This window comes from Providencia sp. PROV174 (assembly GCF_028480685.1).
GTDB classification, from domain to species: Bacteria; Pseudomonadota; Gammaproteobacteria; order Enterobacterales; family Enterobacteriaceae; genus Providencia; species Providencia rettgeri.
In genome coordinates this window covers 1-22865 of sequence record NZ_JAMPOT010000001.1, presented here as the reverse complement: position 1 = coordinate 22865, position 22865 = coordinate 1, and the positions used below count along the sequence as shown (strand labels likewise).

The window sequence follows — 22865 nt, the reverse complement described above, 5'->3', positions numbered from 1 at the left end:
TATGATTGATAATACAGCCTATATTCATCCGTCCTCTATCGTAGAAGACGGAGCTATCATCGGTGCCAATGTTCGTATTGGCCCTTTTTGTTATATTGGCGCGAATGTCGAAATTGGCGAAGGTACTGAGTTGAAATCTCACGTTGTCGTTAATGGCCATACAAAAATAGGCCGTGACAATGTGATTTTCCAGTTCGCTTCCATTGGTGAGATTAACCAAGATCTTAAATATCAAGGTGAACCAACACGAGTTGAAATCGGGGATAGAAACCGTATTCGTGAAAGTGTAACCATTCACCGTGGTACTGTTCAAGATGTTGGCCTGACAAAAGTGGGCAACGATAATTTACTAATGGTGAATGTGCATATTGCCCATGATTGTATCATTGGAAACCGTTGTATTATTGCAAATAACGGCACTTTAGGTGGGCATGTAACACTTGGTGATTATGCCATCATTGGTGGTATGACTGCAGTTCATCAATTTTGTAAAATTGGTGCTCATGTTATGGTCGGTGGTTGCTCTGGTGTTGCACAAGATGTGCCACCTTATGTTATTGCGCAGGGTAACCACGCAACACCATTTGGTTTAAATCTTGAAGGTTTAAAACGCCGTGGTTTTGAAAAAGAATCACTACATGCTATTCGTAATGCATACAAGGTGTTATATCGTTCAGGTAAATCATTAGAAGAAGCGCGTGAAGAAATCGCGGAAGCGGCAAAAGCCAATGAACAGGTTAAAGTGTTTAGTGATTTCTTAGAGGATTCAGCGCAGTCTAAACGTGGTATTATTCGTTAATCTAGTATTAATGAATCGGGGCCTTTAATAAGGAGCGAATTTCGGTGAATAATAGCCGCCCACTTACTATTGGCCTTGTTGCCGGAGAAACATCTGGTGATATTCTCGGTGCTGGGCTTATCCGTGCACTTAAAGAGCAAATACCAGATGCTCGCTTTGTTGGTGTTGCTGGTCCATTAATGCAAGCGGAAGGTTGTGAAGCTTGGTATGAAATGGAAGAGCTTGCTGTCATGGGCATTGTTGAAGTTCTTGGTCGTTTACCTCGGCTATTATCCATTCGTAAGGATTTAACCCAGCGTTTTACTGAACTACAGCCAGATGTTTTTGTTGGGATTGATGCCCCTGATTTTAATATTACCCTAGAGGGGCGCTTAAAATCGAAAGGTATCAAAACCATTCATTACGTTAGCCCATCAGTTTGGGCATGGCGCCAGAAGCGGGTATTTAAAATTGGTCGTTCAACAAATTTAGTATTAGCTTTTTTACCTTTTGAAAAAGCATTTTACGACCGTTTTAATGTTCCTTGCCGTTTTATCGGTCATACAATGGCGGATGCCATTCCATTACACCCGGATAAACACGCCGCTCGACATCGGCTGAATATACCTGAGCATGTTAAATGTTTGGCTTTACTGCCAGGAAGTCGTCATTCAGAAGTCGAAATGCTAAGCGCAGATTTTCTCAATACAGCGAAAATATTACAATGCAATATCCCTGATTTACATATTGTGGTGCCGTTGGTGAATGAAAAACGCCGCCAGCAGTTTGATGAGATCAAAGAAAATACCGCACCTGAATTGCAAGTCCATATTTTAGATGGTCAAGCTCGTGATGCAATGATTGCAGCAGATGCGACTTTGTTAGCATCAGGAACGGCAGCACTTGAGTGTATGCTAACAAAATGCCCAATGGTAGTGGGGTATCGTATGAAACCTTTCACTTTTTGGTTAGCAAAACGGTTAGTGAAAACGCCGTATGTTTCTTTGCCTAATTTGTTAGCAGAAAAAGAAATTGTGAAAGAATTACTACAAGAGGAATGCCAGCCTGATAAACTCGCACAGCAGTTGCTTCCTCTCCTAGATGGTGGCGAACAGGTTGAAAACCTGAAACAAACTTTTTTACAATTACATCAGCTCATTCGTTGTGATGCAGATAAACAAGCTGCTGAAGCGGTATTAGATATGGTCAAAAATTAATGGAATTTATCTATCCAAAAGCAAATTTAATCGCTGGTGTTGATGAAGTGGGTCGAGGCCCGCTAGTTGGAGCTGTAGTGACTGCGGCAGTGATTCTTGATCCCAATAACCCAATTACAGGGCTGGCAGATTCAAAAAAACTCACCGAAAAAAAACGTGAGAAATTATTTGATGAAATCCAACAAAAAGCGCTGTGTTGGTGCATTGGTCGCGCAGAGCCAGAAGAAATTGATAACATAAATATATTACATGCAACTATGTTAGCGATGCAGCGTGCCGTTGCGGGTTTATCTATTGTTCCTGAGTATGTTTTAATTGATGGCAACCGCTGTCCTAAATTGCCAATGCCTTCACAAGCAGTCATTAAAGGCGACAGCCTAGTACAAGAAATTAGTGCAGCATCCATTTTAGCTAAAGTGATTAGGGATAGGGAAATGGTCGAATTGGACAAAACCTTTCCTGAATATGGCTTTGCGAAGCATAAAGGCTACCCAACCGCGTATCATTTAGAAAAATTGGCGCAGTATGGTGCAACCGAATTCCATCGTAAAAGCTTTGCTCCAGTGAGAAGAGCTTTAGACAGCAATAAGTAGGTATTAGGTCGATGGCATCACCTCGTTTTATTCATTTACGTGTTCACAGTGACTATTCCATGATTGATGGGCTAGCCAAAACGGGGCCACTGGTTAAAAAAGTGGCTTCAATGGGCATGCCTGCGTTTGCGATCACCGATTTTACTAACCTTTGTGGGCTAGTCCGGTTTTATGGTGCAGCACATGGTGCAGGGATCAAACCCATTATTGGTGCTGATTTTTATGTAGAAAGTGAATTGTTAGGTGATGAAATATCTCACTTAACTGTTTTAGCACGGAATAATGAAGGTTACCAAAATCTTACCCTACTCATTTCTGAAGCGTACCAAAAAGGCTATGGCGCGGTTGGGCCAACGATTAAACGTGAATGGCTGGCTAAGCACAAAGACGGTTTGATTTTACTCTCTGGTGGCCGTAAAGGGGATGTTGGGCAATTTCTATTAAGGGGGAATCAAGCCTTAGTGGATGAGTGCCTTGCATTCTATGAAATGCATTTTCCAGATAGCTACTACTTAGAGTTAGTCAGAACTGGGCGGCCAGATGAAGAAAGTTATCTTCATGCGGCTGTCGAGTTAGCAACTAAAAAAGGCTTGCCTGTTGTTGCAACGAATGATGTGTGCTTCATTGAAAGTAGTGATTTCGACGCCCATGAAATACGTGTTGCTATCCATGATGGTTTTACATTAGCTGATCCAAAAAGGCCTAAAAATTATAGCCCTCAGCAATATTTACGTTCAGAAGAAGAGATGTGTGAGCTATTTGCTGACATCCCTGAAGCGTTAGAAAACAGCGTAGAGATTGCTAAGCGTTGTAACGTCACAATTCGCCTTGGTGAATACTTCTTACCGCAATTCCCAACAGGGGATATGAAAACCGAAGACTTTTTGGTTATGCGGTCAAAAGAAGGGTTAGAAGAGCGCCTTGAATTTTTATTCCCAGACGAAAAAGTACGAGCGGAAAAACGCCCTGAATACGATGAGCGTCTGGAAATTGAACTTAACGTGATTAATCAGATGGGGTTCCCCGGTTACTTCTTGATCGTGATGGAATTTATCCAATGGTCAAAAGATAATGGCGTACCTGTGGGGCCGGGGCGAGGTTCCGGTGCGGGCTCTTTAGTCGCTTATGCCCTTAAAATTACAGATCTTGATCCACTTGAGTTTGACTTGCTTTTTGAGCGTTTTTTGAACCCTGAACGTGTATCAATGCCTGACTTTGACGTCGATTTCTGTATGGAAAAACGCGACCAAGTTATTGATCACGTAGCCCAAATGTATGGGCGTGACGCTGTTTCACAGATTATTACTTTCGGTACGATGGCAGCCAAAGCGGTTATCCGGGACGTGGGGCGCGTGCTTGGGCACCCATATGGTTTTGTTGATAGAATTTCAAAATTAGTACCGCCAGATCCCGGTATGACACTGGAAAAAGCGTTCGAAGCAGAACCTCAGTTACCTGAAATTTATGAAGCTGATGAAGAGGTTAAAGCGCTTATCGATATGGCGCGTAAGCTCGAAGGTGTCACACGAAATGCTGGTAAACATGCGGGTGGGGTGGTTATCGCTCCAACTAAAATTACTGACTTTGCGCCGCTTTATTGTGATGCGGAAGGTAATAACCCTGTCACACAATTCGATAAAAACGATGTTGAATATGCGGGGTTAGTGAAGTTTGACTTCCTTGGTTTACGGACGTTGACGATCATTAACTGGGCGTTGGAGATGATCAACGCGCGTCGAGCTAAGAAAAACTTAGAACCAATTGATATTGCAGCTATTCCGCTACATGATCAAAAAAGCTTTGATATGCTGCAACGTTCAGAAACCACAGCGGTATTCCAATTAGAATCCCGTGGAATGAAGGACTTAATTAAGCGATTACGCCCCGACTGCTTCGAGGATATGATCGCACTGGTGGCATTGTTCCGTCCCGGGCCTCTGCAATCAGGCATGGTAGATAACTTTATTGACCGTAAACATGGTCGTGAAGAAATATCGTACCCAGATGTACAATGGCAACATGAATCATTAAAACCTGTTCTAGAGCCGACGTATGGCATTATTTTATACCAAGAACAGGTTATGCAGATTGCTCAGGTTTTAGCCGGCTATACGCTTGGCGGTGCGGATATGCTGCGTCGTGCGATGGGTAAAAAGAAACCTGAGGAAATGGCGAAGCAGCGTTCTGTTTTTGAAGAAGGTGCAATTAAAAACGGAGTAGACGGCGAGCTATCAATGAAAATCTTTGACTTGGTAGAGAAATTTGCCGGTTATGGGTTTAATAAATCGCACTCAGCTGCCTATGCTTTAGTTTCTTATCAAACATTATGGTTAAAAGCGCACTATCCCGCTGAATTTATGGCTGCAGTTATGACCGCGGATATGGATAACACGGAAAAAGTGGTTGGTTTAGTTGATGAATGTTGGCGAATGGGCTTAAAAGTATTGCCGCCAGATATCAATAGTGGGCTTTATCACTTCCATGTAAATGATGAAGGTGAGATAGTTTACGGTATCGGTGCAATCAAAGGGGTCGGCGAAGGCCCGATCGAAGCGATTGTTGAAGCTCGTCAACAAGGCGGCATTTTTAAAGAGATTTTTGACCTTTGTGCGCGAGTTGATATTAAAAAAATTAACCGTCGTGTGATGGAAAAGCTTATCATGGCAGGGGCATTTGACCGATTAGGCCCTCACCGTGCGGCATTGATGTCTTCCCTTGAAGATGCGTTAAAAGCGGCTGACCAACATGCTAAAGCAGAGGCAATAGGCCAAGCCGATATGTTTGGTGTACTAGCTGAAGCACCTGAACAAGTTGAAAGTTCATATGCAAGTGTACCTAAATGGCCAGAGCAAGTAGTATTGGATGGTGAACGAGAGACGCTTGGTTTATATTTAACAGGGCATCCAATAACGCGATACTTGAGCGAAATAGAGCGCTATACTAATGGGCTTAGATTAAAAGATGTGAACCCCACCCCTCGTGGTCAAGTAACAACTGTGGTAGGTTTAGTACTTTCAGCTAAAGTGATTACAACCAAGCGTGGAAATAGAATCGGGATTTGTACGCTTGATGATCGTTCCGGTCGTCTGGATATTATGTTATTTTCAGATGCACTCGATAAGTACCAACATATGTTGGAAAAAGACAATATCCTGATAGCCACCGGTCAGGTCAGCTTTGATGATTTCAATGGTGGTAATAAAATGACAGTGCGTGAGTTAATGGATATTAGTGAAGCAAGGGAAAAGTATGCACGAGGACTTGCAATTTCACTGTCAGATAAACAAATTAACGATCAATTGCTGAACCGGCTTCGCAGTACTCTTGAACCTCATCGTTCAGGAACCATCCCGGTTCATCTGTATTACCAGAAGGATGATGCCAGAGCCAAGCTTAAATTTGGTGTTGTTTGGCGTGTGACGCCAGTGGATCCCCTTTTGAACGATCTTCGAACTCTGCTGGGTAGTGAGCAGGTAGAATTAGAATTTGACTAAAATAGGAATATTATGAGTCTGGATTTTCTTGATTTTGAACAGCCAATCGCGGAATTAGAGGCGAAAATTGATTCTCTAACAGCGGTTAGCCGTCAAGATAACAACTTAGAAGTCAACCTAGATGAAGAGGTTGCTCGTTTACGTGAAAAAAGTGTTGAACTGACACGTAAAATTTTCTCTGATCTAGGAGCTTGGCAAATAGCTAAACTCGCTCGTCACCCACGTCGTCCATATACATTGGATTATATTTCTCGCATTTTTACTGATTTCCAAGAATTAGCAGGTGATCGTGCTTATGCAGATGATAAAGCCATTGTCGGTGGAATGGCGCGTTTGGATGGTCGTCCAGTCATGATTATTGGGCATCAGAAAGGGCGTGAGACAAAAGAAAAAATCCGTCGTAATTTTGGTATGCCAGCCCCAGAAGGTTACCGTAAGGCACTGCGTCTGATGGAACTGGCTGAGCGTTTTAACTTACCTATTATCACCTTTATTGATACTCCTGGTGCTTATCCCGGAGTTGGTGCTGAAGAGCGTGGTCAGTCAGAGGCTATCGCACGTAATTTACGTGAAATGTCACGTTTATCTGTCCCAGTCATTTGTACCGTTATTGGTGAAGGTGGCTCTGGTGGTGCACTTGCTATCGGTGTGGGTGATAAAGTCAATATGCTGCAATACAGCACTTATTCTGTTATTTCACCAGAAGGCTGTGCTTCTATTCTATGGAAAAGTGCGGATAAAGCACCATTAGCAGCAGAAGCAATGGGAATTACTGCACCACGTCTTAAAGAACTGAAATTAATTGATAATGTTATTCCTGAACCATTAGGCGGTGCACATCGTAATTATGATGAAATTGCAGAACAGCTAAAAGCACGCCTAACTGAGGACTTAGATGAATTAGAAGTATTAGATGCTGAAGCATTGAAAAACCGTCGCTATCAGCGCCTGATGGACTATGGTTATTGTTAATCACTAACCGCTAATCACTAATAAATACGGGAGTTTGCTTTTGCCAGCTCCCGTTTTTTATTTTTAAGCTAGTCATTTTTAATGATAACAGAATGTTTTGATTTAAATTATTCATCTGCTGAAAATAACAATAGATAGGGACTAGGGTGCGACAATATAATTATTTGCTGTATGCTTTTACTTGCGTGTTGATATGGAGCTTTATTCCTATTGTCTCTCGTTTCGGGCAAGAAGGCATGGACAGCTTTCAATTTCTGTTCTGGTCGAACGTAATATCTGCGATATCTGTGATTATTGTTGCTCTTGCTTCAGGCTATCGACTGACAAAACTGTTTATTTTGCCAAGAGATATATTAGTTAAAGTCTTTGTTCTTGGCTTTCTTGACTGTTTATTCTATTTGTTGCTGTACTACGGATATTCCATTGAGAATGGTATCGCGGTATTGGTCATTCAATATAGTTGGCCATTAGTTATTATTTTGTTATCAGTAGTATTGCTAAAAGACAAATTAGCAGGAAGACAAATAATTGGTATCATAATCGGTTTTATTGCGGTGGTTATTACTTTTACCAAAGGGCAAATTACGCAATTACATGTTGAAAACCCAACGGCGTTATTACTGGTTTTTAGTGGTGCATTTTGCTTTGCCTTAATGTCAGTTTTTTCCCGCCAATATTCGATTGACCCTTATATTAGTACCGTATGGTTATTTATTTTTTCAACGCTGACTTCTTTTGTCTTATTGATGCTGTTTAGTGAAATGCGATTACCTTCAAAAGCCGCTTTTTGGCCAACGTTGATTAATGGTATTTTAATCAACGGTGTGTCTTATATTTTATGGTTCAAGGCGATGAATACAGGGCACTCGGCGAAAATAGCTTCTGTGGTATTTTTGTCTCCCGTATTATCGGTGCTCTGGTTAGTGTTAATCTTGAATGATGCTTTTGAAATTGCGTATGCAATAGGGGTATTACTGGTAATTATTTCTGGTGTTCTGTGTGTTGGCGCAAAGAGCCAAAGTCAGAAGTTGTGAGAAGGGCGAATAAATGGCGCAGCATTCGCAAGTCATTGTTGATAGAGTTTTTAATAAAATAAGCGGTATCGGAAAAATTCTAGTAGGATTCAGTGGTGGCATTGACTCAACCGTTTTATTACATGCACTTTATCTTATTCGAAAGCAACAGCTTCCTTTATTAGAGGTTCGCGCTATTCATATTCATCATGGATTGAATAGAAAAGCAAATGAATGGGAGCAGCATTGTGCTCAATTATGTTTACAGTGGGACATTCCTTTCATTTGCCGACACGTAGTGGTTGATTCAAGCCAAAAAGGTATTGAGGCAGCAGCACGAGATGCACGTTATCAGGCTTACCGAGAAGAATTACAAGAAGGTGAGGTGCTAGTTACGGCTCAACACCTTGATGATCAAGCAGAAACTTTCATGTTAGCGTTAAAGCGTGGTAGTGGGCCAGCAGGGTTGTCTTCAATGCCTGAACAATTAACCTTTTCAGCATGTTGCGGTTCAACATCGCTGCTAAGACCATTACTCTCAACACCCCGCATAGCGCTAGAAGCTTATATGCAAGAGCAGCAATTATCGTGGGTTGAAGACGATAGTAACCAAGATGATCGTTACGATAGAAATTTTTTACGCCTGAATATCATGCCTGTTTTGACTGAGCGTTGGCCGCATTTTTCTAGTGCAGTTGCCCGCAGCGCAGCGTTATGTGCAGAACAAGAAACATTACTTGATGAGTTATTAAAAGATACCCTTGATGAAATGATGGATTATCGGGGAGGGCTATTTATTGATGGCCTGAAAGCCTGTTCATCAGCAAAACGCAATGCACTTATTCGCCGCTGGGTTGGTCTGCATCAGCTACCAATGCCACCATTTAACCAATTGGAACGTATTTGGCAAGAAGTGGCGTTAGCTCGACAGGATGCGGACCCTATTTGCCGTTTAGGGCAATTCGAAATTCGCCGTTATCAAGATGCATTGTGGGTTGTTAAGCGCATTAATAGCTTAGCTAATCAACAGTTTGAATGGATTTATCCTGAGGTTTTTGAGTTACCTGAATCCTTAGGAATTTTACACGTTATGGAAGGCGAGGGGCAAATACGTCCACCATTTTCACATGAAAATGTGACGGTTCGTTTTGGGCTGCAAGGCACGCTCAATATTGTAGGACGGCATCGTTCCAGAAGCAGTAAGAAGATCTGGCAAGAATTAGGAGTGGCTCCATGGATGAGAGAAAGAGTGCCTCTAATTTATTATAACGACCAGCTCATTACTGCGGTGGGGTGTTTTATTACCCCTGAAGGAATGGTTGATGAAGCGTCTCTTGGTATTGCTATCGATTGGCAAAAAGAGAGTGAATTTAAGGTATTGAATCAATGAGAAGCCCCTTATGACTGTGATTACCATAAGGGGCCATAGAAGGACTCAAAATAGTGAGTATTAGTGAGAGTGGTCGACAACAATCGTGCCGATTTCTGGATGACTGAAGGAAATTATGCAATCCAATCTTAACTCCTTGGTTCCTTCATGTGTCTCAACAATCAGGTACTCAACTTTTTTTCGTAGGAGTAAATCATTGGCTTTCCCCTCAATATTCACGCCGTCATTGAGTGCTATTTGCAGTTTTAGCTGACGTTGGCATGCGATTTCTAGATATTCGTAATCATCACAATTGATAGGTTGATATTCAGTATCTGTAGACATATTCCCTCACCACTGTGTTAGTGGCGGTTATTGCCGCCTTGAACATGTTGTACCAAGCAAAAATGTGCTTAGTACGATAATAGCACAGTAACTTTAATAACTATAATCACAGCACTGGGAAAAAGACAATTCTTATTCACTAAATCAATGCATAACGTATTTTATCAGTAATGTCCGAATTTTCTTATGTTTGCCATATTTTTATTAGATGAAATGCTATGATGTTTATATTGGTTAATAAGTTAAAACACATGGTTTTAAGGGAATTATAATGAAAAAATCACTAATGTTAGTCTTAATGGCGGTTGGAAGCATTACGTTAGCTGGCTGTCAGAGTGCGACAAAAAATATTGATGCAGCGCCAGTCGATAAAGTATATACAGGCATTTTACCTTGTGCAGATTGCTCTGGTATTGAGGCGACATTGCTAGTTAACCAAGACGGTAGTTATGTTGAACAGCTTGTCTACTTAGGAACGAAAGATGGCGATACTGCTTTCCATGATACTGGTAAATGGAATATAGAAAATAATAAATTACGTGCAACTAATCCTAAAGGTGAGAGCACTTATTTTGCCCAATCAGCAGATGGCCAATCAATGACCTTACTGGATTTAGACGGTAACCCGATTGAAACACAGATGAATTATACATTAGACCAAGTTAAGCCAAGTAAAAAAGTGGGGCAATACCGCTATATGGCAGATGCAGCTGTATTTACAGAGTGCGCTAGTGGTCGTCAATATGCAGCTTCTGGTATCGAATTAGAAAAAGCGTATGGAGAAACGGGTGTAGATGGTGGTACGCCAGTCTACGCTGAAATTGAAGGTTATTATACCATTCGTCCTTCAATGGAAGATGGTCAGTTCGACTCAGCATTAGTACCAACAGGTACAATTAAATTCGACAAATCGGCTTCTTGTAACTAATTCGTATTTTTTCCTTTCTTAAAAGACCCACTTCAGTTGAAGTGGGTCTTTTTCTTTCGGACTCCTAAATTATCGACTAACGCCTCGTATTCTCTATCTTTAATTCATTTCTTATCATTATTTGACATCAGTATAACTTTTTTATTGACGCAAAATATTTATATAAATGTGAAGGTCGTCATAGCTGCTGGTCAATAGGAGACAATTGTTGCTCAGTTTGAATTATCGAAAATGCAGGGAAGGCAGTATACTCAATTCAACTAGAGATAATTATATTCTTTAGTATATAGGATTGAGCTATATGATAAGTCTATAAGAAAATTTATAAGTCACAGCGGTAATAAAAAATAGAACGAATTAAAGGATAAGGAATGAATAAGAAAAATATTTATCTATTTTGTTCTGCAGGTATGTCTACCTCACTGCTAGTTAACAAAATGAGACAGCAAGCAGAAAAATATGATGTACCTGTCAATATTGAAGCCTTCCCTGAAAGCTTAGCTTCAGAGAAAGGTGTAGATGCGGATGTAATATTGCTGGGCCCGCAAATCGCGTGGATGTTATCGGATATTCAGAAATTATTACCTAATAAGCCAGTTGAAGTTATTGATTCACTTTTATACGGAAAAGTGGATGGGCTTGGTGTACTAAAAGCCGCTGTTGCAATCATAAAACAACAATCGGCAAGTTAGTATCAAAAAGCTATTTACTACCTCTACAACATAATAACTCCATCGACATTAACGCTATTAATACAACGTAATTAGTTAAGAATGGAGCACACTCAAAAAAATTGAGGGTAATTTTATGAGTCTTTTTATCACTTCGCTTGAAAAGGTTCTCCTTCCATTCGCAGTTAGATTGGGAAAGCAACCTCATGTTAATGCAATAAAGAATGGTTTTATTCGAATTATGCCTCTGACACTAGTTGGGGCAATGTTTGTGTTAATTAATAATGTTTTTCTGAGTTTTGATACAGGGTCTTTTTTCTATTCTTTGGGAGTTAGACTAGAACCATCAACGATAGAAACACTAAATGGCTTTAAAGCCATCGGTGGAAATGTTTATAACGGGACATTGGGGATCATGTCCTTAATGGCGCCTTTTTTTATTGCAATGGCACTTGCGGAAGAGCGTAAGGTGGATCCTCTAGCAGCGGGTTTGTTAGCCGTTGCATCTTTCATGACAGTAACACCTTATGACGTCAATGGTGCTTATGCTGTTGGTGCTAATTGGCTCGGTGGGGCAAATATCATTTCAGGGATCATTCTAGGGTTAGTTGTTGCTGAAATGTTCACTTTCATTGTTCGCCGTGATTGGGTGATCAGATTACCCGATAGCGTACCTCCATCTGTATCTCGTTCATTTTCTGCACTTATTCCTGGTTTTATTATCTTATCCATTATGGGAATTGTGTCGTGGGCATTAAGCGGTATTAGTAGTAACTTCCATCAAATTATAATGGATACAGTATCAACACCACTTGCTTCTATGGGGAATGTTGTTGGTTGGGCATATGTTGTATTTACGTCTCTACTATGGTTCTTTGGTATTCACGGTTCTCTCGCATTAACCGCATTAGATAGTGGCATAATGACCCCATGGGCATTGGAAAACGTGTCTTTGTATGCTGAATATGGCTCAGTTGACGCTGCGATTGCTGCGGGTAAGTCTTTCCATATGTGGGCAAAACCGATGCTTGATTCCTATGTGTTCTTAGGTGGAACCGGTGCTACATTAGGATTAATTATTGCTATCTTTATTGCATCACGCCGTGCCGATCATCGTCAGGTTGCGAAATTAGCATTACCAGCGGGTATTTTCCAAATTAATGAGCCGATTATTTTTGGTCTACCCATTATTATGAACCCAGTAATGTTTATTCCATTTATTCTTATTCAGCCTTTATTGGCGGGAATAATGGTCGCGGCTTATTATCTAGGGATTATCCCGCCAGTGACGAATATTGCACCATGGACAATGCCTACTGGGCTAGCTGCATTCTTCAATACAAATGGTAGTATTGCCGCTTTATTACTTGCATTATTTAACCTTGGTGTGGCCGTACTCGTTTATCTTCCATTTGTTGTGATTTCGAATAAAGCACAAAACACAATTGATGAAGAAGAAAGTGAAGAAGATATTGCTAACGCACTTAAATTTTAAAATAGGGAGGAGCTTGCTCCTCTCATTAAAATAGAGATAAAAATATGTTTGAGCTTAATGATATCCAAGAAAATGCCACTACGGATGAACTGGAAGAAGTTGTCATGGGACTGATTATTAATGCAGGGCAAGCAAGAAGCTTGGCTTACACCGCATTAAAAAAAGCGAAAGAAGGTGATTTTGTGACCGCAAAAAGTTTAATGGCGCAATCTCATTCCTCGTTGAATGAAGCTCATAAAGTGCAAACCCAGTTAATTGAAAGTGATATGGGGGAGGGGCGAATCAAAGTAAGCCTAGTCCTAGTTCATGCACAAGATCATTTAATGAACGCAATGTTAGCCCGTGAATTAATTACAGAGTTAATTGAATTACATGAAAAACTAAACCATTAGAGAGGGTCATGATGCAGACACTGATGAATAGAACCGACACTAATGCTGAAATTAAACTAGTTCAAGAAAGTGAACTTTTTAATAATAAAACCTTTCATGTCTTTATTTATAATAAAGTTGAGAGTGCAAGTGGACTGCATCAACATGATTATTATGAATATATGATCGTTTTAACGGGGCGTTGTTATCAAATAATTAATGGAAAAAAAGTTTTATTAGAACGAGGAGATTTCATTTTTCTTCCAATAGGGTCTCATCACGAAAGCGCTTATGATTTCGGGCCAACACGAATATTAAATGTGGGTATCAGTAAATCATTTTTTGATAAACATTATTTACCACTGTTGCCAAGTTGTTTTGTTGCGTCACAAGGTTATCAACTGAAAAATGAGTTTATGGCTTATATAGAGTCCGTGATCGCATCATTAAATTTTCGTGATAGCGAATTTAATGAATTTATTGAATTAGTTACATTCAATGTAGTAAATCGATTACGCCATTATCGTGAAAAAAGTATGCGAGATGATGCACCGCAGTGGTTAAAAAGCACATTGGAAGAAATGCATGATATCGCAATGTTTAGTGAGAGTGCTCTACAAAATATGATTTCTATAACGGGAAAATCACAAGAATACTTAACCCGAGCAACAAAAAGATATTATGGCAAAACGCCAATGCAGATTATTAATGATATCAGAATTAACTTTGCTAAAAAGCAACTTGAAATAACTAATTATTCAATTACAGATATTGCTTTTGAATCAGGTTATAGCAGCCCAAGTTTATTTGTAAAAAAATTTAAAGAGCTAACTTCATTAACACCGAGTGATTACAGAAAGAATCTATTTAGCGTTGAACAAAAAATGGTAGGTTAAATTATTATCTAAATAAGCTTTCCATTTCTAAAATCTCTAGCATATCCATCTTTATATATAAGGATGGTGTGCTTTTCTATGTCTATTATAAAGGTCCATGAGGTTAATATGACTCAGAAATTAAAAGTTGTTACTATTGGGGGGGGGAGTAGCTACACTCCTGAATTACTGGAAGGTTTTATTAAACGTTACCATGAATTACCTATTACTGAATTATGGTTAGTGGATGTCGAAGAAGGTAAAGAAAAATTAGATATTATCTATAATTTATGCGAACGCATGGTTAAGCATGCCAATATTCCCCTAAAGATATTTAAAACACTGGATAGGCGAGAAGCATTAAAAGATGCTGATTTCGTCACGACTCAATTAAGAGTTGGGCAATTAAAAGCGCGTGAATTAGATGAATCAATCCCTTTAAAACATGGTTATTTGGGACAAGAAACTAATGGTGCTGGCGGTTTATTCAAAGGGTTACGAACAATACCCGTGATTTTTGACATTATCAAAGATGTTGAAGAAATTTGCCCGAATGCTTGGGTCATTAATTTTACCAATCCGGCAGGGATGGTCACTGAAGCGGTTTATCGTCACACTAATTTCAAACGTTTTATTGGTGTTTGTAATATACCAATCGGTATGAAAATGTTTATTACTGATGTCCTGAAATTATCTGACAGCGATGAATTGTCTATCGATTTATTTGGTTTAAACCATATGGTTTTTATCAAAGACGTTATTGTAAATGGCTCATCGAGGTTTAATGAATTATTAGAGGGTATTGCCTCTGGAACGTTAAGTGCCAACTCAGTTAAAAACATTACTGACCTTGCTTTTGACGAAGGTCTAATTCGTGGGTTAAATCTGATCCCATGTTCCTATTTATTGTACTATTTTAAACCTAAGGAAATGCTAGCGATTGAGCTGGGTGAGTATTATAAAGGCGGTGCTAGGGCACAAGTCGTACAAAAAGTTGAACATCAATTATTTGAACTATATAAAAACCCGACATTAGATGTAAAGCCTAAAGAGCTTGAATTAAGAGGTGGGGCTTATTATTCAGATGCAGCTTGTGAAGTCATCAATGCAATATACAATGACAAGCAAACGGAGCACTACGTTAATATTCCACATCATGGACATATCGATAATATACCTGAAGACTGGACAGTCGAAATGACATGTATATTAGGTCGTGATGGTGCGAAACCGCACTCACGAGTAAAACATTTTGATGATAAGGTACTTGGTTTAATTTATACCTTAAAAAACTTTGAGATTGCGACTAGCCAAGCTGCAGTAAATGGTCAGTTTAATGATGTATTATTGGCGATGAATTTAAACCCATTAATTCATTCTGATAACGATGCGCGTTTAATTTCTAAGGAATTACTTATCGCCCATAAAAAATATCTACCCAACTTTGCTAAAGCAATACAACAGCTTGAGCAAGAAGGTTAATTAGCCAGATAGCTTATAGAATTAAGGGAGAGCATATGGCTGTACTACTTATTGTAAATGCTGATGATTTTGGGCTCTGTGAAGCTGTCAATTATGGCATTATTGAATCTCATCGTAATGGGATAGTTCATTCAACTAGTGCGATGATGAATATGCCAGCAATATCTCATGCAGCTAAATTAAGCCAAGAAAATCCGAACTTAGCGGTGGGCATGCATTTTGTTTTAACGGCTGGGAAGCCTTTCTCATCAATGCCTACACTCAGTCGTGATGGAATATTGGGGAAATGGCTTTGGGATATTAATGACTTACCACTGATTGAGATTGAGCAAGAGCTAAGCCTACAATATCAAAAGTTTATCGAAATTTTTGGTCAAAAACCTAGCCATATTGATAGCCATCATCATGTCCATATGATTGAAGGCATTTTTCCGATTGTAGTTGCTTTTGCCCAAGAGAAGGGAGTCGCGTTACGCGTTGATCGCCAATTAGAGAAAAATTGGCCACCATTATCATATCAAGTGGCGAGTACGGACTGTTTCAGTAGCGAGTTCTATGGTGATGAAATTTCAGAAGCGCTATTTTTGAAAATTATTAATGAATCTAAGGTACAAGGTAATAGCTCTATTGAAGTTATGAGCCATCCTGCTTTTATTGATAATGCACTATTAAAAAGTAACTATGCATATCCACGTTTAAATGAATTGGAAGTTTTAACATCTGAAAACTTAAAATCACAAATTTTGGTACAAGGTTTTAAGATTGGTTCGTACCGAGACATCTAAAGAAAAAGCCCAAATTCAAAGTAACCTAAATTTGGGCTTTATTTTCTAGCTTTTAACCTGTTTTATTTACCGAGCTTACCTTTTAGGAAGCTAACAATATTTTCTAGACCAACCAGTTCTTTATCATCACTTCGGCGTGATTTATATTCAATTTGGTTGTTGTCTAAGTTACGGTCACCAATAACGATAGTATATGGAACACCAATCAGCTCCATATCGGCAAACATCACACCGGGGCGCTCTTTACGGTCATCGAAAATTACATCAATACCGTTTGCTTTTAAGTCAGCGTAAAGTTTTTCTGCAACTTCTTTAACACGATAAGATTTGTGCATATTCATTGGCAAAATAGCCACTTGGAACGGAGCAATTGCATCAGGCCAAATAATTCCTCGGTCATCATGGCTTTGTTCAATGGCAGCGGCCACAATACGCGTTACACCAATACCATAACAACCCATGGTGACGATTTGATTATGGCCATCTTCATTTTGGACTGACGCTTTCATTGCTTCTGAGTATTTAGTACCTAATTGGAAAATGTGGCCAACTTCGATACCGCGTTTAATTTGTAGTACGCCTTTACCATCAGGGCTTGGGTCGCCTTCAACAACGTTACGTAAATCAAAAGCTTCTGGTAGCGCTAAATCACGTTCCCAGTTGATGCCGAAATAGTGTTTGCCATCAATATTTGCGCCAGCACCAAAGTCACTCATTACTGCAACGCTACGGTCGATAACAATCGGTAGAGGCATATTGACAGGGCCTAAAGAACCTGGGCCTGCATTGACCGCATTTCTGATTTCAGCTTCAGTGGCAAACTCTAATGGGCTAGCCACTAAAGGGTGTTTTTCTGCTTTGATTTCATTTAATTCATGGTCGCCACGAATTAATAAAGCGACTAATGTGTGGCCTGAGTCTTTTTTCGCATGGACAATCAATGTCTTAACAGTTTTCTCAACAGGTAAATTGAATTGTTCGACAAGCTCTGCGATTGTTTTTGCATTTGGCGTATCAACAAGGCGCATTTCTTCTGTAGGTGCACCACGTGGCGTTGTTGGGGCTAATGCTTCTGCAAATTCGATGTTAGCGGCGTAATCAGATTCGGTCGAGAAAATAACATCATCTTCACCATTTTTTGCTAATACTTGGAATTCGTGGGATGCGCTACCCCCGATAGAACCGGTATCTGCTTGAACAGCACGGAAATCAAAACCAATACGCGTGAAAATTTTGCTGTAGGCTTCGTACATTGCATCGTAGGTTTCTTGCAATGATTCTTGGCTAGTGTGGAAAGAGTATGCATCTTTCATGATAAATTCACGTGAACGCATCACACCAAAACGTGGGCGAACTTCATCACGAAATTTGGTTTGAATTTGGAATAAATTCAATGGTAGTTGTTTGTAAGAAGTAATTTCGTTACGCACTAAATCGGTGATCACTTCTTCATGGGTTGGACCAAGAACAAACGGGCGCTCACCACGGTCAACAAAACGCAGCAATTCAGGGCCATACTGTTCCCAACGTCCACTTTCTTGCCATAAATCTGCAGGTTGGACGACGGGTAAAGATACCTCTATAGCGCCTGCATTTTCCATTTCTTCACGAACGATGGTTTCTACTTTTCGCAGAACACGCACACCAGTGGGTAACCAGTCATACAGACCAGAGGCAAGTTTACGGATCATTCCTGCACGCAGCATCAGCTGATGGCTGATAACTTCTGCATCCGCAGGGGTCTCTTTTAGAGTTGAGAGCAGATATTTGCTAGTACGCATTGTATAGGTTCCATTAGAACAACAAGTTATGGCAAACGACTTATTTGCCAAGGTATATAGTGAGCTAGTCTACCAGTGACGAAGGCTTGTCAAAAGGGGTTAAGGTGATTTTTCGTATGGTTCGATAGCGAATACTTCAGTCACACCATCAATTACTCGCCAACGAATATTAAAATCTAATAAATGGACTGCATAGTCACGTATTTCAGTCGATTGTTTTTTATATGCAGGGCGAGGGTCTTGCATTAAAACTTGTGAAATAAATTGTTTAATACCCGGGTACTGACTTTGATAAGTATTTAATACAGTTTCTGTATGTGGGGTAAATATAACTTGCATATCATCTGAAGGTGTGTCCTGTGCATAGCCGGCAGTTGCATTTGGTATAGCCTCTGCAAAAGTTAAGTAAGGCTTTATATCGATAACAGGGGTACCATCAACTAAATCAAGGCTGCCAAGCTCGAGGATCACTTGGTTGTTTTCTATTGTGACTCCATGTAATTCAATAAGTGACATACCTATCGGATTCGGTCTAAATGTTGAACGGGTGGCGAAAACCCCCATTTTATCATTGCCACCTAATCTTGGAGGACGAACGAGCGGTTTCCAGCCATTTCCCATCGTTTGATGAAAAACGAATAAAACCCAAACATGGCTAAATTGATTGAGTCCTCGCACCACATTTGGATCGTTATATGGAGAATGCAGGTATAAGCGTCCCACACCCCCCTGAACGAGTCCAGGTTGGCGAGGGATAGCAAACTTTTCTTTATAAGGTGATTCAATATGCCCAATAATATTAAACTGAAAAGATTGCATAAGATATTTATTCAACAATTTGTAATGCACTACCTTCACATATAGTTGCCTGATAACAACCAGGAGAAGTCATGGTTTGGCACTGGTGTAAAAGTACAGCATCAGCCGCAATATAGGCTGCCTGTGTTAACATACTGTTTTTAGCAGTATTCAAATTTGCCGGAGGGCTTTGAACGCTTTCTCGACAAGATTCCCCAGAAACAACACCTAAATCTTTGAAAGGCATCCCTAATAATTCTTCTGGGCTATTCATTAATTTAACGTTTGCAGTGTCTGGTTCTGTCACACTCGGTACAGGTTTAGACAATTTCATACTAGTGAAACCTTTATTTTGCCCTGGACTCGTGTATTGGTTAATTCCACACCCGGCTAACACAAATGTCACCAAGGTGAGCAATAACAGTCTCATAAGTTATACCTTTCTTATATGATTCAAAGTAATGCCGTTATTTTTATAGTCTATAAATTACAAAAAAATACTAGACGGCGTTAAGCCGTCTAGTATTTTAATCGTTTTTTAAATAATAAAAAAGATTACCAACCTTTAACTGCACCACCATCGAAGACTTCGTTAGCTTTATTTGCCACTTCATCTGATTGATATGCTTGAATAAATTTTTTCACATTCTCGCTATCTTTATTATCTTCACGAGCAACAATAATATTTACGTATGGAGAATCTTTATCTTCAACAAATAAACCATCTTTTGCTGGGGTTAATTTAGGTGTAGCACTACTTGCCCAAGTTGTATTTATGATCGCTAAGGCAATTTTTTGGTCATCTAAAGCTCGAGGTAATTGAGGCGCTTCTAACTCAACAAATTTCAGGTCTTTCGGGTTTTCAACCACATCTAAAACCGTTGGCATTAAACCTGTACCATCTTTTAATTTAATTAAGCCTTGTTGTTGTAATAACAGTAATGAGCGACCTAAATTGGTAGGGTCATTTGGTAACGCAATTTGTGAGCCATCTACAAGTTCATCAACTGACTTGATCTTTTTAGAGTAAGCCGCAATTGGGTAAATAAAAGTATTTCCAACAGGGACTAATTTATAGTTACGGTCTTTAATTTGCTGATCAAGATAAGGTTTGTGCTGGAATGCGTTCGCATCAATATCGCCTTTACTTAATGCTTCATTTGGTAAAACGAAGTCATTAAATGAAACAAGCTCAACATTTAAACCGTATTTTTCTTTAGCAACTTTTTGCGCGACTTCAGCAACTTCTAATTCTTTGCCCATGATCACACCAACTTTAATGCTGTTAGCATCTTTCTCTTTTTCACCACAACCAGTGAGAATGAGTGTGCCTAATAGCGCGCCGACAACTGCGATAGATTTTAATTTAATAGACATTGGTTTACCCCTTTAAAACGGACTTTATAAGCACCTCAACGGCGCCGCTATTTTACTAACTATCGATGTGAAACTTTTTTCATTAAATACTCGCCACCAAACTGAATTAGATTTACTAAAATGACGAGTAGAACAATAACGGTATTCATCACAACAGGGTTATAGGTTTGATAACCATATTGTAGTGCGATTTGGCCTAAACCACCGGCACCAACGGCACCACCCATTGCAGAATATCCGACTAACATAATTAACGTGATAGTGGCTGCATTAATTAAACTTGGCAATGCTTCAGGGATTAAAATCTTGCGAATAATCTGAAGCGGAGTTGCCCCCATAGCGCGAGCAGATTCAATTAAGCCACTTGGAATTTCTAATAGCGCATTTTCAACCATACGAGCAATAAACGGTGCGGCCCCAATAGTTAAAGGCACGATAGCCGCTTTTAAGCCAATAGTCGTCCCAACAAGAAACGACGTTAATGGAATAATCCAAACGAGCAAAATAATAAATGGTACTGAACGGAAAATATTAACAACAACCGCAAGAGCACGATATAAGCCAACATTTTCCATAACTTGATCTTTGCGCGTAATATAGAGCAACACGCCTAAAGGTAAACCTAAAACAAAACCTAAAAAGCCGGAAACAAAGGTCATTGTGATAGTGTCAATTGTGCCGTTAATCAGCAGATAAATCATTCTCTCAGACATAACCCAAAACCTCTACTTTCACATGATGCTCTTTCAAAAATGCAATTGTGGACTCAACACCACCATTGATGCCATGCAGCTCAGCTAACATCACACCAAATTTTACGCCACCGGCGTAGTCAATCTGCGAACTCAAGATATTAATATCAATATCAAATTTACGTACTGCCATTGAAATTAAAGGTGCATCAACAGACTGCCCTGTAAACTCTAGTTTGAGTAATGGTGATAAATCTTTGCCTGGCTCAGTTTTTAAGCGCTCTTTATAATCATCTGGAATATCAATTACCAGTGTTGATTGAATAAACGCTTGAGCGACAGGTGTTTTCGGGTGAGAGAAAACTTCGCTCACTTTGTCTTGTTCGATTAATTGACCACCACTAATTACAGCTACTTGATCACAAATACGTTTTACAACATCCATTTCGTGGGTAATTAATAAGATAGTTAGCCCTAATCGGCGGTTAATATCTTTCAATAATTCTAAAATTGAACGAGTTGTCGCAGGGTCTAATGCACTTGTAGCTTCGTCACATAGCAATACTTTAGGGGAATTAGCTAATGCGCGAGCTATAGCAACACGTTGTTTTTGTCCACCGGATAAATTCGCAGGATAAGCATCCTTCTTTTCACTTAAACCAACTAAATCTAGTAATTCATTCACACGCTCTTTAATTTTTTCTTTAGGCGTATTATCAAGCTCTAAAGGTAGAGCAACGTTATCAAAAACAGTGCGTGAAGATAACAAGTTAAAATGTTGAAAAATCATGCCAATGCCGCGACGTGCTCTCGTCAAGGTTTTTTCAGTCATCGACGTTAAATCTTGCCCATCAACAATAACTTTGCCTGAAGTTGGGCGCTCAAGCATATTTACGCAACGAATAAGCGTACTTTTACCTGCACCTGAAGCACCAATAACGCCATAGATCTGACCAGCAGGTACATGCAAGCTAATATCAGTAAGTGCTTGAATGTTACGGCTTCCTTGCTGGAAAACTTTATTAATATTTGAGAGCTTTATCATTTATAGTTTCTAACTTTATCTGAATTGTTTTTAGATAGTGTATCTAATAAGGTTGGATGTTAAGGCGTCTAGACGTCTAAGTCAATAAAGATTGTTCTATTTATTCTATTCTCCTTTTATTTCTTTTCATGAGATACTAAAAAAATACTAAATTTTAGGAGTAAACAGGTGAGTAACGGGATCCCAGCAGTCTTTTTAGATAGAGATGGAACAATTAATATCGATCATGGCTATGTACATAAAATTGATGATTTCGAATTTATCGAAGGGTCAATTGAAGCAATGCTTGAATTAAAAAAGATGGGCTATGCATTAGTTATTGTAACCAACCAGTCAGGTATTGGTCGGGGAATTTATACAGAAGACCAGTTTATGCAGCTCACAGAATGGATGGATTGGTCATTAGCAGATCGCGGTATTGACTTAGACGGTATTTATTTTTGCCCTCATCATACTGAAGCTACAGTAGAAGAATATCGACAAGACTGTAATTGTCGTAAACCAAAACCTGGAATGCTATTAGATGCACAAGACTTTTTAAAGATAGATATGGCTTCATCGATTATGGTCGGTGACAAACTAGCTGATATGTTAGCAGGTAAAGCTGCTAACGTTGGTACGACCGTATTAGTAAAAAGTGGTGAGCCAGTCACAGATGAGGCTATCAATAATGCAGATCTTGTTATTAATAGTATTGCCGAACTGCCAGAAGCACTAAAAAGAATCAAAAAGTAGTCGTTTTGTGTGGTAAATAGGCAGTTAGAAAAAAAATGTAAAAAAACAC

22 protein-coding genes are annotated in these 22865 nt (G+C 39.5%); 15 read left to right on the top strand and 7 right to left on the bottom strand.

Features of this window, described 5'->3' with window-relative positions; all coding sequences use genetic code 11:
* The first annotated feature begins 1 nt into the window (after position 1).
* From lpxA to tilS, 7 genes are all read left to right on the top strand, one after another.
* Entirely contained in the window at positions 2-799 is a 798-nt protein-coding gene (gene lpxA, locus PSE60_RS00110; protein WP_210836192.1) for an acyl-ACP--UDP-N-acetylglucosamine O-acyltransferase, read from the top strand.
* A gap of 44 nt (positions 800-843) precedes the next feature.
* A complete protein-coding gene (lpxB, locus tag PSE60_RS00105; protein ID WP_272664246.1) occupies positions 844-1995 on the top strand; it encodes a lipid-A-disaccharide synthase in 1152 nt (383 codons plus the stop codon).
* Entirely contained in the window at positions 1995-2588 is a 594-nt protein-coding gene (rnhB, locus tag PSE60_RS00100) for a ribonuclease HII (RefSeq protein WP_109911807.1), read from the top strand. The genes lpxB and rnhB overlap by 1 nt, the downstream gene beginning before the upstream one ends.
* 11 nt (positions 2589-2599) lie before the next feature.
* A complete protein-coding gene (gene dnaE / locus PSE60_RS00095; protein WP_210836194.1) occupies positions 2600-6082 on the top strand; it encodes a DNA polymerase III subunit alpha in 3483 nt (1160 codons plus the stop codon).
* A gap of 12 nt (positions 6083-6094) precedes the next feature.
* A complete protein-coding gene (gene accA / locus PSE60_RS00090) occupies positions 6095-7054 on the top strand; it encodes an acetyl-CoA carboxylase carboxyl transferase subunit alpha (RefSeq protein WP_166264467.1) in 960 nt (319 codons plus the stop codon).
* 146 nt (positions 7055-7200) lie between these two features.
* A complete protein-coding gene (locus PSE60_RS00085; protein WP_272664245.1) occupies positions 7201-8088 on the top strand; it encodes a DMT family transporter in 888 nt (295 codons plus the stop codon).
* A gap of 13 nt (positions 8089-8101) precedes the next feature.
* On the top strand, positions 8102-9457 hold the full coding sequence (gene tilS / locus PSE60_RS00080; protein ID WP_272664244.1) for a tRNA lysidine(34) synthetase TilS: 1356 nt from the start codon (positions 8102-8104) through the stop codon (positions 9455-9457).
* Positions 9458-9517: 60 nt separating this feature from the next.
* Here tilS and rof read toward each other — a convergent pair whose 3' ends face one another.
* A complete protein-coding gene (gene rof / locus PSE60_RS00075) occupies positions 9518-9781 on the bottom strand; it encodes a Rho-binding antiterminator (RefSeq protein WP_272664243.1) in 264 nt (87 codons plus the stop codon).
* Between the two features lie 271 nt (positions 9782-10052).
* Between rof and nlpE the strand changes: the two genes are divergently transcribed.
* The 7 genes from nlpE to chbG all read left to right on the top strand — a co-directional run bounded on the left by nlpE (position 10053) and on the right by chbG (position 16388).
* Positions 10053-10709 (top strand): envelope stress response activation lipoprotein NlpE, encoded by a 657-nt coding sequence (gene nlpE / locus PSE60_RS00070; RefSeq protein WP_210836198.1) that lies wholly within the window; start codon positions 10053-10055, stop codon positions 10707-10709.
* A 371-nt stretch (positions 10710-11080) separates the two neighbouring features.
* Positions 11081-11401, top strand: coding sequence for a PTS sugar transporter subunit IIB (locus PSE60_RS00065; RefSeq protein WP_115167775.1), 321 nt, complete (start codon positions 11081-11083; stop codon positions 11399-11401).
* 115 nt (positions 11402-11516) lie between these two features.
* Positions 11517-12875 carry a PTS N,N'-diacetylchitobiose transporter subunit IIC gene (gene chbC / locus PSE60_RS00060; RefSeq protein ID WP_210836199.1) on the top strand — a complete coding sequence of 453 codons (1359 nt, stop codon included), beginning with the start codon at positions 11517-11519 and terminating at the stop codon, positions 12873-12875.
* Positions 12876-12919: 44 nt separating this feature from the next.
* Positions 12920-13267 carry a PTS N,N'-diacetylchitobiose transporter subunit IIA gene (gene chbA, locus PSE60_RS00055; RefSeq protein WP_004908815.1) on the top strand — a complete coding sequence of 116 codons (348 nt, stop codon included), beginning with the start codon at positions 12920-12922 and terminating at the stop codon, positions 13265-13267.
* A gap of 8 nt (positions 13268-13275) precedes the next feature.
* Positions 13276-14142: a transcriptional regulator ChbR gene (gene chbR / locus PSE60_RS00050; RefSeq protein ID WP_198641592.1), complete on the top strand. Its 867-nt coding sequence runs from the start codon at positions 13276-13278 to the stop codon at positions 14140-14142.
* Between the two features lie 108 nt (positions 14143-14250).
* Positions 14251-15603, top strand: coding sequence for a 6-phospho-beta-glucosidase (locus tag PSE60_RS00045; RefSeq protein WP_272664242.1), 1353 nt, complete (start codon positions 14251-14253; stop codon positions 15601-15603).
* Between the two features lie 35 nt (positions 15604-15638).
* Positions 15639-16388 (top strand): chitin disaccharide deacetylase, encoded by a 750-nt coding sequence (gene chbG, locus PSE60_RS00040; protein WP_272664241.1) that lies wholly within the window; start codon positions 15639-15641, stop codon positions 16386-16388.
* 62 nt (positions 16389-16450) lie between these two features.
* On the opposite strand, the gene proS is transcribed toward chbG, so the two are convergent.
* From proS to metN, 6 genes are all read right to left on the bottom strand, one after another.
* A complete protein-coding gene (proS, locus tag PSE60_RS00035; RefSeq protein WP_115167771.1) occupies positions 16451-18169 on the bottom strand; it encodes a proline--tRNA ligase in 1719 nt (572 codons plus the stop codon).
* A 99-nt stretch (positions 18170-18268) separates the two neighbouring features.
* Complete coding sequence (gene tsaA, locus PSE60_RS00030; RefSeq protein ID WP_272664240.1) at positions 18269-18988, bottom strand: tRNA (N6-threonylcarbamoyladenosine(37)-N6)-methyltransferase TrmO; 720 nt, start codon at positions 18986-18988, stop codon at positions 18269-18271.
* Positions 18989-18995: 7 nt separating this feature from the next.
* Positions 18996-19397, bottom strand: a complete 402-nt coding sequence (gene rcsF, locus PSE60_RS00025) for an Rcs stress response system protein RcsF (protein WP_272664239.1) — start codon at positions 19395-19397, stop codon at positions 18996-18998.
* 125 nt (positions 19398-19522) lie between these two features.
* Complete coding sequence (locus tag PSE60_RS00020; RefSeq protein WP_272664238.1) at positions 19523-20344, bottom strand: MetQ/NlpA family lipoprotein; 822 nt, start codon at positions 20342-20344, stop codon at positions 19523-19525.
* A 59-nt stretch (positions 20345-20403) separates the two neighbouring features.
* The gene (metI, locus tag PSE60_RS00015) at positions 20404-21057 is read right to left on the bottom strand and encodes a methionine ABC transporter permease MetI (RefSeq protein ID WP_004257375.1); all 654 of its coding nucleotides are present in this window, start codon (positions 21055-21057) and stop codon (positions 20404-20406) included.
* Positions 21050-22081 (bottom strand): methionine ABC transporter ATP-binding protein MetN, encoded by a 1032-nt coding sequence (gene metN, locus PSE60_RS00010; protein ID WP_272664237.1) that lies wholly within the window; start codon positions 22079-22081, stop codon positions 21050-21052. The genes metI and metN overlap by 8 nt, the downstream gene beginning before the upstream one ends.
* Positions 22082-22249: 168 nt before the next feature.
* Between metN and gmhB the strand changes: the two genes are divergently transcribed.
* Positions 22250-22816 (top strand): D-glycero-beta-D-manno-heptose 1,7-bisphosphate 7-phosphatase, encoded by a 567-nt coding sequence (gmhB, locus tag PSE60_RS00005; RefSeq protein WP_272664236.1) that lies wholly within the window; start codon positions 22250-22252, stop codon positions 22814-22816.
* Positions 22817-22865: the final 49 nt, after the last annotated feature.

What these genes read in the sequence shown, in the direction of transcription:
- lpxA (WP_210836192.1), top strand. Translation starts at nt 2, where the DNA reads ATGATTGATAATACAGCCTATATTCATCCGTCCTCTATCGTAGAAGAC.
- rnhB (WP_109911807.1), top strand. Translation starts at nt 1,995, where the DNA reads ATGGAATTTATCTATCCAAAAGCAAATTTAATCGCTGGTGTTGATGAA.
- dnaE (WP_210836194.1), top strand. Translation starts at nt 2,600, where the DNA reads ATGGCATCACCTCGTTTTATTCATTTACGTGTTCACAGTGACTATTCC.
- accA (WP_166264467.1), top strand. Translation starts at nt 6,095, where the DNA reads ATGAGTCTGGATTTTCTTGATTTTGAACAGCCAATCGCGGAATTAGAG.
- tilS (WP_272664244.1), top strand. Translation starts at nt 8,102, where the DNA reads ATGGCGCAGCATTCGCAAGTCATTGTTGATAGAGTTTTTAATAAAATA.
- rof (WP_272664243.1), bottom strand. Translation starts at nt 9,781, where the DNA reads ATGTCTACAGATACTGAATATCAACCTATCAATTGTGATGATTACGAA.
- nlpE (WP_210836198.1), top strand. Translation starts at nt 10,053, where the DNA reads ATGAAAAAATCACTAATGTTAGTCTTAATGGCGGTTGGAAGCATTACG.
- PSE60_RS00065 (WP_115167775.1), top strand. Translation starts at nt 11,081, where the DNA reads ATGAATAAGAAAAATATTTATCTATTTTGTTCTGCAGGTATGTCTACC.
- chbC (WP_210836199.1), top strand. Translation starts at nt 11,517, where the DNA reads ATGAGTCTTTTTATCACTTCGCTTGAAAAGGTTCTCCTTCCATTCGCA.
- chbA (WP_004908815.1), top strand. Translation starts at nt 12,920, where the DNA reads ATGTTTGAGCTTAATGATATCCAAGAAAATGCCACTACGGATGAACTG.
- chbR (WP_198641592.1), top strand. Translation starts at nt 13,276, where the DNA reads ATGATGCAGACACTGATGAATAGAACCGACACTAATGCTGAAATTAAA.
- PSE60_RS00045 (WP_272664242.1), top strand. Translation starts at nt 14,251, where the DNA reads ATGACTCAGAAATTAAAAGTTGTTACTATTGGGGGGGGGAGTAGCTAC.
- chbG (WP_272664241.1), top strand. Translation starts at nt 15,639, where the DNA reads ATGGCTGTACTACTTATTGTAAATGCTGATGATTTTGGGCTCTGTGAA.
- proS (WP_115167771.1), bottom strand. Translation starts at nt 18,169, where the DNA reads ATGCGTACTAGCAAATATCTGCTCTCAACTCTAAAAGAGACCCCTGCG.
- tsaA (WP_272664240.1), bottom strand. Translation starts at nt 18,988, where the DNA reads ATGCAATCTTTTCAGTTTAATATTATTGGGCATATTGAATCACCTTAT.
- rcsF (WP_272664239.1), bottom strand. Translation starts at nt 19,397, where the DNA reads ATGAGACTGTTATTGCTCACCTTGGTGACATTTGTGTTAGCCGGGTGT.
- PSE60_RS00020 (WP_272664238.1), bottom strand. Translation starts at nt 20,344, where the DNA reads ATGTCTATTAAATTAAAATCTATCGCAGTTGTCGGCGCGCTATTAGGC.
- metI (WP_004257375.1), bottom strand. Translation starts at nt 21,057, where the DNA reads ATGTCTGAGAGAATGATTTATCTGCTGATTAACGGCACAATTGACACT.
- metN (WP_272664237.1), bottom strand. Translation starts at nt 22,081, where the DNA reads ATGATAAAGCTCTCAAATATTAATAAAGTTTTCCAGCAAGGAAGCCGT.